The sequence below is a fragment of the Pseudomonas entomophila genome (genome assembly GCF_013523165.1).
GTDB lineage: Bacteria > Pseudomonadota > Gammaproteobacteria > Pseudomonadales > Pseudomonadaceae > Aquipseudomonas > Aquipseudomonas entomophila_A.
The window spans coordinates 1-14,359 of the sequence record NZ_JAAMQI010000041.1; the positions used below are offsets into that span (position 1 = coordinate 1).

The 14,359-nt window shown below is 65.1% G+C and carries 12 protein-coding genes; 7 read left to right on the forward strand and 5 right to left on the reverse strand.

The window, feature by feature from the left end:
- Window positions 1–392 (forward strand): transposase (locus G7Z99_RS19265; RefSeq protein WP_181096675.1); only part of this gene is annotated, 392 nt, incomplete at its 5' end.
- A gap of 172 nt (window positions 393–564) precedes the next feature.
- Here G7Z99_RS19265 and G7Z99_RS19270 read toward each other — a convergent pair.
- The 3 genes from G7Z99_RS19270 to mnmC form a co-directional block, all read right to left on the reverse strand.
- On the reverse strand, window positions 565–1,755 hold the full coding sequence (locus tag G7Z99_RS19270; RefSeq protein ID WP_181096677.1) for a benzoate/H(+) symporter BenE family transporter: 1,191 nt from the start codon (window positions 1,753–1,755) through the stop codon (window positions 565–567).
- Window positions 1,756–1,920: 165 nt separating this feature from the next.
- Entirely contained in the window at window positions 1,921–3,294 is a 1,374-nt protein-coding gene (locus G7Z99_RS19275; RefSeq protein WP_181096679.1) for a TolC family outer membrane protein, read from the reverse strand.
- Window positions 3,295–3,656: 362 nt separating this feature from the next.
- Window positions 3,657–5,669, reverse strand: coding sequence for a bifunctional tRNA (5-methylaminomethyl-2-thiouridine)(34)-methyltransferase MnmD/FAD-dependent 5-carboxymethylaminomethyl-2-thiouridine(34) oxidoreductase MnmC (gene mnmC, locus G7Z99_RS19280; RefSeq protein ID WP_181096681.1), 2,013 nt, complete (start codon window positions 5,667–5,669; stop codon window positions 3,657–3,659).
- A 150-nt stretch (window positions 5,670–5,819) separates the two neighbouring features.
- Here mnmC and pap point away from each other — a divergent pair, with 150 nt between their 5' ends.
- From pap to G7Z99_RS19305, 5 genes are all read left to right on the forward strand, one after another.
- Complete coding sequence (gene pap / locus G7Z99_RS19285; RefSeq protein WP_181096683.1) at window positions 5,820–7,304, forward strand: polyphosphate:AMP phosphotransferase; 1,485 nt, start codon at window positions 5,820–5,822, stop codon at window positions 7,302–7,304.
- A gap of 238 nt (window positions 7,305–7,542) precedes the next feature.
- Complete coding sequence (locus G7Z99_RS19290) at window positions 7,543–8,313, forward strand: FKBP-type peptidyl-prolyl cis-trans isomerase (protein ID WP_181096685.1); 771 nt, start codon at window positions 7,543–7,545, stop codon at window positions 8,311–8,313.
- 530 nt (window positions 8,314–8,843) lie between these two features.
- Window positions 8,844–9,284, forward strand: coding sequence for a YkvA family protein (locus G7Z99_RS19295; RefSeq protein ID WP_181096687.1), 441 nt, complete (start codon window positions 8,844–8,846; stop codon window positions 9,282–9,284).
- Between the two features lie 85 nt (window positions 9,285–9,369).
- On the forward strand, window positions 9,370–9,720 hold the full coding sequence (locus G7Z99_RS19300) for a helix-turn-helix domain-containing protein (protein ID WP_181096689.1): 351 nt from the start codon (window positions 9,370–9,372) through the stop codon (window positions 9,718–9,720).
- Window positions 9,717–10,085 (forward strand): hypothetical protein, encoded by a 369-nt coding sequence (locus tag G7Z99_RS19305; RefSeq protein ID WP_181096691.1) that lies wholly within the window; start codon window positions 9,717–9,719, stop codon window positions 10,083–10,085. The genes G7Z99_RS19300 and G7Z99_RS19305 overlap by 4 nt, the downstream gene beginning before the upstream one ends.
- Before the next feature lie 148 nt (window positions 10,086–10,233).
- Here the strand turns inward: G7Z99_RS19305 and G7Z99_RS19310 are convergent, their stop codons facing one another.
- Window positions 10,234–12,306 carry a carboxy terminal-processing peptidase gene (locus tag G7Z99_RS19310; protein ID WP_181096693.1) on the reverse strand — a complete coding sequence of 691 codons (2,073 nt, stop codon included), beginning with the start codon at window positions 12,304–12,306 and terminating at the stop codon, window positions 10,234–10,236.
- A 142-nt stretch (window positions 12,307–12,448) separates the two neighbouring features.
- Between G7Z99_RS19310 and G7Z99_RS19315 the strand changes: the two genes are divergently transcribed.
- Window positions 12,449–13,420 carry an NAD(P)H-quinone oxidoreductase gene (locus G7Z99_RS19315; RefSeq protein ID WP_181096695.1) on the forward strand — a complete coding sequence of 324 codons (972 nt, stop codon included), beginning with the start codon at window positions 12,449–12,451 and terminating at the stop codon, window positions 13,418–13,420.
- A 547-nt stretch (window positions 13,421–13,967) separates the two neighbouring features.
- On the opposite strand, the gene G7Z99_RS19320 is transcribed toward G7Z99_RS19315, so the two are convergent.
- Window positions 13,968–14,359 (reverse strand): transposase (locus G7Z99_RS19320; RefSeq protein WP_181096697.1); only part of this gene is annotated, 392 nt, incomplete at its 5' end.

The following is a 14,359-nucleotide window of genomic DNA, read 5'->3' on the forward strand; positions in this document are numbered from 1 at the left end:
CAGGACTGATGCCGTTAGTCAGGCGATGCATGAAAGTTGAAGGCGTTGGTTTTCTCACCGCTGCGCGTTTGGTCGCCACCTACCAGCGAGGTGAGTTCAAGAGTGCTGATGCCTTCATCGCTTTTCTAGGAATGGACTTGCGGGTGGCTCAGTCGGGCAAGAAAAAAGAACGCTCGACGCTGACCAAGCGGGGTGATCCAGAGGTCCGTCGTTTGCTGCACAATGCGGCGATGTCAGCAGGCAGGACAACTGCCTGGAAAACGTTTTACGAGGACAAGCAAAGCTGCGGTTTTAAAAAGACTCAAGTCCTGGTCATGCTGGCCCGTAAGCTGGCTCGGGTGGTCTTTGCCCTGATCAGAAGCGGAGAGGAATATCGTCCAAAAGCCGCTTGAGTCCTTGGCAATTACCATAGAATCTCCCACAGGTGACCGCAATAACCTGCAATTCCGCGCGGTGAAGCTACGGGTGTAGGAGCGGCCCCTGTGCCGCGATGGGCCCCAACATACACAGCATCAACAGAGGATCCTGACCTTTTCAAAAATCCTCACCCAATGCCCTCGCCACTCACCCCCTGCGCCCCGTCAGAATCGCCTGCGCGATCAACCCCGCGACGATCCCCCAGAACGCCGACCCCACCGAGAACAACGTCAGCCCCGAAGCCGTGACCATGAAGGTAATCAGCGCCGCCTCACGCTCGCGGGCCTCGGCCATGGCCACGCTCAGCCCATTCATGATTGAACCGAACAGCGCCAGGGCGGCGATCGACAGCACCAGCTCCTTGGGCAGCGCCGCGAACAAGGCCGCCAGTGTCGCGCCGAACACGCCGGCCACGGCGTACAGCAGCCCGCACCAGACCGCCGCGACATACCGCCTGGACGGATCTTCATGGGCATGCGGCCCGGTGCAGATCGCCGCGCTGATGGCCGCCAGGTTGACCCCATGGGCGCCGAACGGCGCGATCAGCAGCGACATCAGGCCGGTGGCGCTGATCAACGGCGACGCTGGTACCGTGTAGCCATCGGCGCGCAGCACCGCCATGCCTGGCATGTTCTGGGAGGTCATCGCCACCACGAACAGCGGCAGGGCAATGCTGATCGTCGCGGCCAGGGAGAAGGTCGGTGTGGTCCACACCGGCTGGGCCAGCTCCAGCGTGAAGCCACTGAAGTCGAGCAGGCCGAGCGCGCCGGACAAGGCGGTCCCGACCACCAGCGCCGCCAGCACGCAGTAGCGCGGCGATAGCCGCTTGACCAGCAGGTAGCTGAAGAACATGCCCAGTACCAGCAGGGTGCGATGCTCGGCCGCCACGAACAGCTCGCTGCCGATCTTGAACAGGATCCCGGCCAGCAGGGCAGACGCCAGCGACGCTGGAATGCGCCGCACCAGCCGCTCGAAACTGCCGGTCAGCCCGCACACCAGCACCAGCAGGGCGCAGACGATGTAAGCGCCGATCGCCTCGCTGTAGGCGATACCGCCCAGGCTGGTGATCAGCAGCGCCGCGCCGGGGGTCGACCAGGCCACGGTGATGGGCATGCGGTAGCGCAGCGACAACCCGACGCTGCACACCGCCATGCCGATCGACAACGCCCAGATCCAGGACGAGATCTGCGCGCTGCTCAAGCCTGCGGCCTGGCCGGCCTGGAACATCAGCACCAACGAACTGGTGTAGGCGGTGAGCATGGCGATGAAGCCCGCGACCAGGGCCGAGGGCGAGGTGTCGGCGAGCAGGTGACGGGAGGCGGGGGTGACACTGGGCATGAGGGTAGATCCTTTACGCGGCGAACAGGAAGCGAGCGACGGGCAGGGCGCTGTCGTCAGCCCCCGTCCCGCCGCGATCACCTTCAAAGCCTAGCGCGCCCTCAGGCCGGCCTTGCCATACAGCCAGGGCTGCAATCGACCGTACAGTCGGTCGATTCACCCGCCTTATTGCATGGCGGGCAGCCGGGCCTCGTTGCGCACCTCGTTGCGCGCGACCGCTTCGGTCGGCAGCACGATCCGCTGTTTGCTCAGCAGATCGCCCATGGTCGCCAGGACGCGGTACTTGGAGTACTCGCCGGTGTAGCGGACTTCGTTCAGGCGCAAGGCGGCGGTGTACAACTCGTTCTCGCTGTCCAGCACGTCGAGCAGGGTCCGCTGGCCGATGCCGAACTGCTCCTGGTAGGCCAGGCGCACACGGGTGGTGGTCTCGGCGTATTCGCGGGCCTTGGGCAACTGCTTGATCGCGTTGTTCATGGCGTTCCACGACAGGCTCAGGTTCTCGTTGAGCTGACGCAGGGCGTTGTTGCGAATGTCCAGCGCCTGGTTGACCTTGTAGGCGTCCGACTGAATGCGGGCCCGGTCGCTGCCACCGCGGGAGATGTTGTAGTTCAGCTCGACGCCGGCCTGCCAGTCGTTGCTGTTGGTACCACGCTGACCGCCCAGGTTGTCGTTGGTGCCGGTGGCCAGCACGGCATCGAGGCGTGGGTAGAGGCCCGACCTGGCGACCTGGTACTGCTTCTCGGCCGCGTTGACGTCGGCCTGCGCCGACTTCAGGTACGGGTTGTTCTCCTGCAGTTCCTGACGGGCCTCGTCCAGGGTAGCCGGCAGCTGCGGCTGAATGTCGATGGGCGTTTCCAGCTCGTCGGGCATGCGGCCGACGGCGCTGAAGAAGTTGGCCTCGGCATCGGCCAGGTCGACCTCGGCGGTGTCCAGGTTGGTCTGGGCCAGGGCCAGACGCGCACGGGACTGGTCCAGGTCGGCAGTGCTGCCCACGCCGCGCTCGCTGCGCAGGCCGATCTGGTCGTTGACCCGCAGGTGCGCCTGCAGGTTGTTCTTGGCCAGGGTCACCGCTTCACGGCGACGCAGGACTTCCAGATACACCTCGATGGCGCGCAAGGCGACGTCCTGGGCGATGGCCTGGGTGTAGTACGCGCGCGAGTCGACCACCGCTTCGGTGCGGCCGACTTCGTTGGAAGTGGCGAAACCGTCGAAGATCAGCTGCCGCAGGCGCAGGTCGATCTGGTTGTAGGTGAGCGTTTCCTTGCCACGGCTGGTGGTGCCGTCGGTGTTGAGACGGCGCGTGTTGGCGTTGTCGGAGCGCTGACGGCCATAGCCACCGACCAGGTCGACCGAAGGGTAGAAGCCCCCTTTGGCGAACTTCACGTCTTCATCGGCGGACAAGCGATTGTTGCGGTTGGAGCTGACCTCCGGATGTTGGTCGACCGCGGTCTGGATGGCCTCGGTGATCGACATCGCCTGAGCGTGCGTACACAGGCTGGCCAGCAGCACGGCGCTGGCGATGGGGGTCAAGACACGCATGGGGTTGCTTCTCCCTGGAATAAGTGACGTTCTTCAGTCGCCAAAAAATTGGCGAGCAGGCGGATCAATACAGTTCTGGATCGAAAGGCTGTCCAAGACCACCCGCCGCACCCAGGGGGCACTACACGGTAAGCACTGTTGGAGAGCCTCCCGACAAGGGTCTCCTGATCGAGTGCCACACTGCGATGTGCCGACGATATGGAAAGTTCCGCGTTTAGTTGTTGTTGGCAAGGTAGTGTAGTGTTACCTAGCTGATACATTACGACAAAATTTTGTCGGGCGAATAATGGCTTTTTTCTATCATCTTGTACAAATACATCCGAAGCCTGACGGCACGAGCTGACAAACGGCCAGCACGTGCTTCATTGACCGTTCGACGACCGCTCGCCACGAATCAGCGTCCGCAGGGCGAATCGGTTCGGATGGCAGGCCTGCGCGACGTCGCGCGGCACTGGAAGCGGCTCTCCCGTCACCCAGGCGGCGACCAGTTCCCCACACAGTGGCGCCGTGATCAAACCCCGGGAACCGTGCCCGCTGTTCACGTACAGGCCTTCGAGCCAGGGGCAGGGCTGGTCGGGCCAGTGGCGGGCGTCCTTGCGCAAGGCGCCGTAGCGGTCGTCGAACGCAGCCCGCTCGGCCAGCGGGCCCACGATCGGCAGGTAGTCGGGGCTGGTGCAGCGGAAAGCCGCGCGGCCCTGCAGGCTGTCGGGCGAGGGGTCGTCCTGGGTCAGGCGTTCGTGCAGGTCCTCGGAAATCTCACGCAGCAGGTCCAGGTTGCCCCGGTGTTCCCCGGCTGTCGGCGTGAGGTCCTGGCTGTGGAAGTCGAAGCTCGCGCCGAGGGTATGCTCGCCCGCACGGGGTGGCGCTACATAGCCGTGGGCGCACAGCACCGTGCCCAGTACCTGGCTGGCGTCGGTGGCCGGCAGCCGGGTGATCTGCCCACGGATGCGCTTGAGCGGCAGTTCGGTGCAGCCCTCGAAGCGGCGCACCTCTGCAGCGCCGGCCAGCACCACCACCGGCGCGCTGGCGAGCAGATGCGCCCCGTCCCAGGCCTGCCACAGGCCGTCGACCCGCACCAGGCGCACTACCTCGCGGTGCGTACGGACCTCGATGCGCGGGTGCGTCAGCTGCGCCTGGCACAGCGCCGGTGGATGCACCCAGCCACCTTCAGGGTAGAACAGACCGCCTGCCGGCAGCGCCACCCCGGCGATCGTCTCGGCCTGCGTGCGCGACACCGTGGCCAGAAGGCTGGGGTCGAAGGCGTCGGCCAGCTTGGCCTGGCGTGCGGCCTCCTGGGGGTCGAACGCCAGTTGCAGCACACCGCAGGCGTCCCAGTCCTGCCCACGCTGCAGGTGCGTCAGCCAGCGTCGGGTGTAGCCGAACCCGGCCAGGATCAACCGGGACAGCGCCGTGCCATGGGCCGAGAGCTTGAGGTACAGCACACCCTGCGGGTTGCCGGAGGCCTCCTGGGCCACGTTCGGATGGCGCTCCAGCACCTCGACCTGCCAGCCTCGGTCGGCCAGGCTGCGAGCCGTGGCGCTGCCCGCCAGCCCGGCGCCGATCACCAGCGCCTGGCGCGGTCCCTGCGGCACCGGAGGGCGGCGGTACCACGGCGCCACGGGGTCGGCCGGCGCCTCGTCGGCCAACGGGCCGGTGAACGTTCCGCCCATGATCTCCCACTTCTTGCCCAGCCCCGGCACCTTGCGCAACGTGAAGCCGGCGGCCATCAGCGCGCGCCGCACCCAGCCGGTGGTGGTGAACGTGCCCAGCGTGGTGCCGGGCGCCGAGAGGCGGGCCATCTGGTCGAACAGCGCAGGCGTCCACATGTCCGGGTTCTTGGCCGGCGCGAAACCGTCCAGGAACCAGGCATCGATCCGCGCGTCGAGGGTCGGCAGCTGCTCGAGCACATCACCGACCAGCAACGTCAGGGTGACGCGCCCGCCGTCGAAGCGGAACTGCTGGAACCCGGGGTGCACCGCGACGTACTTTGCCAGCAGCGGTTCGGAAAACGCCGCCAGGCCGGGCCAGAGACGCGCGGCCCGCTCCAGGTCGACACGGGTGAGCGGAAACTTCTCCACACTGATCAGGTGCAGCCGTGCCTCGGCCGGGGCATGCTCGGCGAAGCAGTGCCAGGCACAGTAGAAATTCAGGCCCGTGCCGAAGCCGGTCTCACCGATCGTCAGGCATTCGTGGGGCGCCAGGGCCGCGAAGCGCTCGTGCAGGCGGTTCTGCTCGAGAAACACGTAGTGCGTTTCCTCGATGCCCTGCTCGCGGGAGAAATAGACGTCATCGTAGTGACGCGAATGGGGCAGGCCCTGGTCGTCCCAGTCGATCTGGGCGTGGAGCGGGGCGGGGGAAGCGGGAGAGTCTGACATGATCGGCTCGGCGACAGCGAAGCGATCATTTTAGGGGGCTTCGCGCCTGAATTCACGCAAGGCGATCTAACAACCGACGCGATTGGCGTGTCCAACCGCCAACGACCCAGGCCGAGGCGTCGGCCCTGTCCACCATCGAAGGAGCCAGACATGTTCGAATCCGCGGAAATCGGCCACAGCATCGACAAGGAGGTGTTCGACGCCGAAGAGCCGGCCCTGCGCGAAGCCTTGCTCGAGGCGCAGTATGAACTCAAGGCGCGGGCCCGCTTCCCGCTGATCATCCTGATCAACGGCATCGAAGGCGCCGGCAAGGGCGAGACGGTGAAGCTGCTCAACGAGTGGATGGACCCGCGCCTGATCGAGGTGCGCACCTTCGACGAGCAGACCGACGAAGAGCTGGCCCGTCCGCCGGCCTGGCGCTACTGGCGCGCCTTGCCGCCCAAGGGGCGTACCGGAGTATTCTTTGGCAACTGGTACAGCCAGATGCTGCAAGGGCGTGTGCAGGGCGACTTCAAGAACGCCGTGCTGGACCAGGCGATCGCGGGCGCCGAGCGGCTGGAGCAGATGCTCTGCGACGAAGGCGCGTTGATCATCAAGTTCTGGTTCCACCTGTCCAAGCAGCAGATGAAGGCCAGGCTCAAGGCGCTCGCGGACGACCCCCTGCACAGCTGGCGCATCAGCCCGCTGGACTGGCAGCAGTCGCGCACCTACGACCGCTTCGTGCGGTATGGCGAGCGCGTGCTGCGCCGTACCAGCCGCGATTATGCGCCCTGGCACATCATCGAAGGGGTGGACCCGTGCTACCGCAGCCTGACGGTCGGGCGCATCATCCTCGAAGCCCTGCAGAACGCATTGGCCAAGGACACCCCACCCGCCTCGGCGAGTCACAGTGTTTCCCCGAGACGCAGCCTCGACCAGCGCAGCCTGCTGAGCAGCCTGGACCTGACCCTGCAGCTGGACAAGGAGGACTATCAACGCCAGCTGGTCGCCGAACAGGCGCGGCTGTCCGGGTTGCTGCGGCACAAGAAGATGCGCCGGCATGCTCTGGTGGCCGTGTTCGAGGGCAACGATGCCGCTGGCAAGGGCGGTGCCATCCGCCGTGTGGCGGCCGCGCTGGACCCGCGCCAGTACCGCATCGTGCCGATCGCGGTGCCCACCGAAGAGGAGCGCGCACAGCCTTACCTGTGGCGGTTCTGGCGGCACATTCCGGCGCGCGGCAAGTTCACCGTCTTCGACCGCTCCTGGTACGGACGGGTGCTGGTGGAGCGGGTGGAGGGCTTCTGCCCGCCGAGCGACTGGAAGCGGGCCTACGGCGAGATCAACGACTTCGAAGAGCAACTGCATAACGCCGGGGTCGTGGTGGTCAAGTTCTGGCTGTCCATCGACCAGCAGACCCAGCTGGAGCGCTTCCAGGCGCGCGAAGCGGTGCCGTTCAAGCGCTTCAAGATCACCGAGGAGGACTGGCGCAACCGTGAGAAGTGGGACCAGTACGCCGAGGCAGTGGGTGACATGGTCGACCGTACCAGCACGACGATCGCGCCGTGGACCTTAGTGGAGGCCAACGACAAGCGCTGGGCCAGGGTCAAGGTGCTGCGTACCATCAACGAGGCGCTGGAGGCAGCGTTCGAGGCGTAGGTGAAGGCGTCACACGCTGCAAGCTGCACGGGGCGAGCAGCGTGCGCTTGGGGGCTGGGCCGCCAGGGGTGTCCTGCGACCCTCGGGATCGCGAAGGCAGCGGGCCGCTTTCCTGCCGTGCAAGGCTGAACTTCTGTGTCCAAAGGCGCTCTGATCCCGGTAGCCATTGGTGATGACCGCCTGCTAAGCTCGCGGCTTTACCCTGATTGCCCTTATGGCGCATGAACAAGGATCTAGCATGAAACAGCATCGTTTGGCGGCCGCGGTTGCCTTGGTCAGCCTGGTTCTCGCCGGCTGCGACAAGCAGGCCAGCGACGTCGAGCTCAAGACGCCCTCCCAGAAAGCTTCCTACGGCATCGGCCTGAACATGGGCAAGAGCTTGGCGCAGGAAGGCATGGACGATCTGGATTCCAAGGCCGTGGCACTCGGCATCGAAGACGCGGTCGGCAAGAAAGACCAGCGCCTGAAGGACGAAGAGCTGGTCGCTGCCTTCAGCGATCTGCAGAAGCGCGCCGAGGAGCGTCAGGCCAAGGCCAGCGAAGAAGCCTCCGCTGCCGGCAAGAAGTTCCTCGAGGAAAACGGCAAGAAGGATGGCGTGGTCACCACCGCGTCCGGCTTGCAGTACCAGGTCATCAAGAAGGCCGACGGCCCGCAGCCCAAGCCGACCGATGTCGTGACCGTGCATTACGAAGGCAAGCTGATCGATGGCAAGGTGTTCGACAGCTCCGTCGAGCGCGGCAGCCCGATCGACCTGCCGGTCAGCGGCGTGATCCCGGGTTGGGTCGAAGGCCTGCAGCTGATGCACGTCGGTGAGAAGTACAAGCTGTTCATCCCGGCCGAACTGGCCTACGGCGCCCAGAGCCCGAGCCCGCTGATCCCGGCGAACTCGGTCCTGGTGTTCGACCTCGAACTGCTGGGCATCAAGGACCAGAGCCAAGCCCCGGTCGATCCGACCCAGGCACCGGCCGAAGCCCCTGCCGACGCCCCGGCCGAGACGCCTGCTCAGTAAGCGGCCAGACGCGCTCTGCCTGAAGACGCCCCGTTTCGACGGGGCGTTTTCGTTTCCTGGTCCACGACATCCGAGCGAAGGCGTGCACGCGCGTGCCTTCTCGCAGCCCGCGACGCCTGGCACATCCCAGTGTGGCTCGATGCGATACAGCGCAGCGCGACGTCAAGACCTGCATCGACCCGGTGGGAGCCGGCTTGCCGGCGATGACGGCAGTGCAGCCACGTCCGCTATCGCCGACAAGCCGGCTCTCACAGGCTGCCCTTGCAGGGCATGAGGGGCGAGCGCTACCGTGCAAGGCAGGCGCCCGACAGTCAGGGCGAACCCCGGCCACCTTCCAGGGTCGGACATAGGGTCGGCACAGCGACCTCGACCCGTCACGCACCTTGCCTGGCGCTGAAACAAGTGTGTAAAAAACGCCCGATTCGAGTGCGGCCCTTGCCGTACAGGGTCCAAACCGTGGAAACGCCCCCCTGTTCACAAGGTTATCCACAGTAAATGTGGATAACCTGCCCGTTCCTGCTGGAGGTTCAATGAACGCACCGTGGAATTTCAGTCGCTTCCTTCCCCTGGCCGAGCGCCTGCTCAGCCGTGGCCGTCTGCCGGCCCTGTTGTTCGCCGTGGCACGCAAGGGGCCGAAGCTCGGCCAGCTGCGTCATGACGTCAAGCTCATGCAGTCGCTCTGCCTGGCCTGGTGGCGCGGTGAATACCGTGACGTCAGCAGGAAGTCCATCATCACCATCGTGGCCGGCCTGCTGTATTTCGTCAGCCCGCTCGATGCCATCCCCGACTGGCTGCTGGGCGTGGGCTTTCTCGACGACATCGCCGTGCTGGGCTGGGTGATCAAGACCGTGGGCGATGAGCTGGCCAAGTTCAAGGCCTGGCGCGATGCGCAGGCGCCCGAGAAGCTGCGCGTGGTCGAACGCCTGCCCGATACGCCCGAAGCGCTGCGCCTGGAGCGTGGCCAGCCGTAAGGCATTCGCCTGGGCTGATATACTGGTCACCCAGTCGTACCGAAGCGCCACACGCCGTGGCGCGCGGAGAAAAGGGGTTTTCGTCATGGATGTACAGGTCATCATTCACGAAGGCAAACCGCAGTACGCGGTGTTGCCTTGGGAGCACTACCAGGCCTTGCTCAAGGCCGCCGGGCATGTCACCGAACAAGAGGCCGCCAGCGCCGCACCGGTCGATTCGCCGGCAGAGACCGTCGAGCCGGTGCTCCAGCCCCTGACCGAGCTGCCGCGCCTGCGTGAAGCCAAGGGGCTGGCCCGTGAAGCACTGGCGCGCAGCGTCGGCATCAGCCCGGCCTACCTGGCGATGATCGAATCCGGCGAGCGCCAGCCGGATGCCGCCATCCGCCGCAGCCTGGCCTGGGAGCTGGGGCTGCCGGGATGGAGCGATCCCTCTTGAGCCAGGTCAGGATCAGCCGTCAGCACTGGCAGAGCCTGCTGGACGCGCTTGACCTGGCCCGCCGTCAACGTCACCTGCTGACCTACCGCGCACTGATCGAGCGCCTGCAACTGCCCACGCCTGCCATGCAGACGCTCGCTGCCGCGCTGGAGCACCTGGCGCTGATCGATGCCCGCGCCGATCAACCCTTGCGCAGCGCGCTGGTGATCAGCCAGGGTGCAAGCCGCCTGCCACGGCCCGGGTTCTTCGAGTGCGCCGAACGGCTCGGGCGTTTTTCCGGGCCGGCGGACGGGCTGGAAGCCGCTGCCTGGCATGCCTCGGAAGTGGTGCGCGTGTTCGAGCACGCCTACCCGGACGAGCCGTGAACCGTACGGGTCGATGACCTGACTGAGGCGAGTGCCGCAGACGGCGAGGGCGGTGAGCCCCGCGTACGTCAACGCGCCACGCATCCATGAACCCACGAAAAAGGGGCCGCAGAAGCGGCCCCTTGGGTCAAGCACGCGCGCTCGGCGCTCAGCGGCTCTTGCTCAGGCTCAAGTAGTCCAGCAGGATCCGCCCGGTCTCCGACAGGTAGGCGTCGTCTTCCGGCTTGGTGTCTTCCGGCTCGCTCGGCAAGGCATCCTCGTCTTCCTTCTTCAGCTCCTTGAGCGGCTCTTCGCCCTTGGCCTTGCGACGCACGTTCTCCAGGGCCAGCTGCTTGGCGTCGATCTCGTCGTGACGGGTACGGCGCTCTTGCTCGTTGAGGCTGACGGTCTTCTCGTTCATCAGCTGCTGGGTCAGCGCCAGGCGATCACGGATGTAGGCGAACTCCGGGTCCTTCAGGCTGCGTGCCTCGTGACGTGCCTTGAGCTGCGCCAGGTACGGTTTGAAGGGATCCGACGCCGGTTTGACCACCGGGCGAATCGTGTCCCAGGGCATGGCCTGGGGCAGGGCGCTTTCGCCGATCTCCTTGGTGTCGATGATCGACGGGTAGGCGATGTCCGGCAGCACGCCCTGATGCTGGGTGCTCTGCCCGGAAACCCGGTAGAACTTGGCCAGCGTCAGCTTGAGTTCGCCATGGTTCAGCGGCTGGATGGTCTGCACGGTACCCTTGCCGAAGGTCTGGCCACCGATGATCAGCGCGCGGTGGTAGTCCTGCATGGCGCCTGCGAAGATCTCCGACGCCGAGGCGGACAAGCGGTTGACCAGCAGCGTCAGCGGGCCCTTGTAGAACGCGCCCTTGTGTTCGTCTTCCAGCACGTCGACGCGGCCGTCGCTGTTGCGCACCAGCACCGTCGGGCCTTTGTCGATGAACAGGCTGGTCAGCTCGGTCGCTTCCTGGAGCGAGCCGCCGCCGTTGTTGCGCAGGTCGATGACCACACCGTCGACTTTCTCTTTCTGCAGCTCGGTGAGCAGTTTCTTCACATCGCGCGTCGTGCTCTTGTACTCCGGATCCCCGGCACGGTAGGCCTTGAAGTCCAGGTAGAAGGCCGGGATCTCGATGATGCCCAGCTTGTAGTCGCGCCCGTCCTGCTTGAGGTTGAGGATCGACTTCTTGGCTGCCTGCTCCTCGAGCTTGACCGCCTCGCGGGTGATCGACACCACCTTGCTGGTCTGGTCGTTCGGCGCGTTGCTGGCCGGGATGATGTCCAGGCGTACCACCGAGCCCTTGGGCCCGCGAATCAGCTTGACCACTTCGTCCAGGCGCCAGCCGACCACGTCGACCATTTCCTTGTCGCCCTGGGCGACGCCGATGATCTTGTCCGCCGGCGACACCTGCTTGGTCTTGGCCGCAGGGCCTGCCGGCACCAGGCGAACGATCTTCACCTGGTCGTTGTCGCTTTGCAGCACCGCGCCGATGCCTTCCAGCGACAGGCTCATGTTGATGTCGAAGTTTTCGGCGTTGTCCGGCGACAGGTAGTTGGTGTGCGGGTCGTAGGATTGCGCGAAGGTGTTGATGTAGGCCTGGAAGATGTCTTCGGCGCGGGTCTGGTCCAGACGCGCCAGCTGGTTCTTGTAGCGCTTGGTCAGGGTTTCCTGGATCTGCTTGAGGTCCTTGCCGGCGATCTTCTGGCGCAGCACCTCGTCCTTGACGCGCTTGCGCCACAGGTCGTCGAGCTCGGCGGTGTTCTTCAGCCAGGGCGCGTCCTTGCGGTCGACCAGCAGTTGCTCGTGGGCGGTGAAGTCGATCTTGTCGACGCCCTTGTCGAGTTCGGCCAGGGCGAAGTCCAGACGCGCCTTGACGCGATCGAGGTAGCGCTTGTAGATGGTGAAGCCCGGTTGCAGCTCGCCCTTCTTCAGGAAGTCGTCGAACTGGGTCTTCCACTTGTCGAATTCGGCGATGTCGCTCGCGGTGAAGTAGCTGCGCGAGGGGTCGAGCAACTTGAGGTAGCTGTCGTAGATGATGACCGAGCGGGCATCGTCCAGTGGCGGCTTGCTGTAGTGGTGGCGCTTGAGCAGCTCGACCACGTTCAGACTGGCGACGATCTCGTCGCGGTCAGGTTGCAGGCCATCCCATTTGTTGGCGGCCGTTGCGTTGCCGGAGAGCGACAGGCTGCCGAGGCCGAGCATCATGGCAAGGGCAGTGCCGGGCAGAAAGTGCTTCATGCTGATTCGACTCTGGGGCAATTGATCACGCATAGTAGGCCGTCTTTTCCTTTGGCCGGTTCCATCTGACCGGTCGCATACTGCAAAAAAAGCCTGGTGCAAACGTGCCCAGGCTCATTCATCGGTCAACTATGGAGGCACTGTGAAGGCATTGCAAGGCGTTGAGGGGCAACTGGGCTGGGTCGAGGTACAGGCCCCGGAATGCGACGCAGGCCAGGTCCGCATCCGCGTGACGGCGGCCGGGTTGAACCGTGCCGACCTGTTGCAGATCGCCGGCGCCTACCCGCCCCCTCCGGGTGCCAGCCCCTACCTGGGCCTGGAATGCGCAGGGGTGATCACCGAAGTCGGCGCTGGTGCCGACTGGCGTGTGGGCGATCGTGTGTGTGCGCTGCTCGCCGGGGGTGGCATGGCCGACGAGGTGGTGGTCGATGCCCGTCATGTGCTGCCCGTGCCCGAAGGCCTCACGCTCGAGGAGGCCGCTGCGATTCCCGAAGTCTATGCCACCGCCTGGCTCAACCTGTTCCAGCTGGGCGACCTGAAGGCGGGCGAGAAGGTGCTGGTACACGCCGGGGCCAGTGGCGTCGGCTCGGCGGCGATCCAGTTGTGCAAGGCGTTTGGCAACCCGATCTGGGTCAGCGTGGGCTCGGCCGAACGTCTGGCCTACTGTCAGGATTTAGGCGCCGCAGGTGGTGTGCTGCGCGGTGAAGACCTCCAGGCGCTCGAGGCCCATGGGCCGTTCGACGTCGTGCTCGATCCGGTCGGTGCCAGCTACACGGCGCTCAACCTCAAGCTGCTCGCCCGTGATGGGCGCTGGGTGATCATCGGCTTGATGGGCGGACGCACGACCGAACTCGACCTGGCGCAGGTCCTGGCCAAGCGTGTGCAACTGACGGGCTCGACCCTGCGCAACCGTGATGACGGGTTCAAGGCGCAGCTGTTGCAGGCCTTGCACGAACAGGTATGGCCATTGTTCGCCGAAGGGCGGGTGAAGCCGCAGCTGGTGCGGGCCTATCCTGCGGCAGAGGCCGAGGCGGCCTATGCCGAGTTGGCGGGGAATCAGGTGTCGGGCAAGTTGGTGGTGGTGTTGAGGGAAGGGGAAGGTAGCAAGCCGTAGGCTGCAAGCGGCAGGCAGGTGGCTGATCGTTCGAGAACGTCTGTGAAGACGTGAGGGCTGATTTTACGGCCTCTGGCGAGGCCGATCGCGGCACGGGGGCCGCTCCTACAGGGGATCGCGGCGCTGATTTGCCAGGACACCGCCGTTCTCGTGAACGGCCCCTGCCGGGGAGCCGGACCGGCCGCGATCGGCCTCGCCAGAGGCCGTAAAACCAGCGACACCTTGCAATCAGGATATACCTGGACGAGCAGCCCTCGCTTGCCCTTCACCGCACCTATCACATTAGGGCAGTGGCATACTGACAAATCAGCGCTGCGATCCCCTTGTGGGAGTCCGCCCGCCGCCTTGGCGCCGCGCTGTCGCGCAGAGAACATGACGATAGTTAGCAGGGTCCGGGGCTTTACTGCTAATCGATTTTAGGGCCGCTTTGCGGCCCATTGCGGCCGGTCCGGCGCCCCGGCAGGGGCCGCTCACCCGTAGCCCCACCGCGCGGAATTGCAGGCTATCGCGGTCACCTGTGGGAGATTCTATGGTAATTGCCAAGGACTCAAGCGGCTTTTGGACGATATTCCTCTCCGCTTCTGATCAGGGCAAAGACCACCCGAGCCAGCTTGCGGGCCAGCATGACCAGGACTTGAGTCTTTTTAAAACCGTGGCTCTGCTTGTCTTCATAAAATGTTTTCCAAGCAGTTGTCCTGCCTGCTGACATCGCCGCATTGTGCAGCAGACGACGGACCTCTGGATCACCCCGCTTGGTCAGCGTCGAGCGTTCTTTTTTCTTGCCCGACTGAGCCACCCGCAAGTCCATTCCCAGAAAAGCGATGAAGGCATCAGCACTCTTGAACTCACCTCGCTGGTAGGTGGCGACCAAACGCGCAGCGGTGAGAAAACCAACGCCTTCAACTTTCATGCATCGCCTGACTAACGGCATCAGTCCTG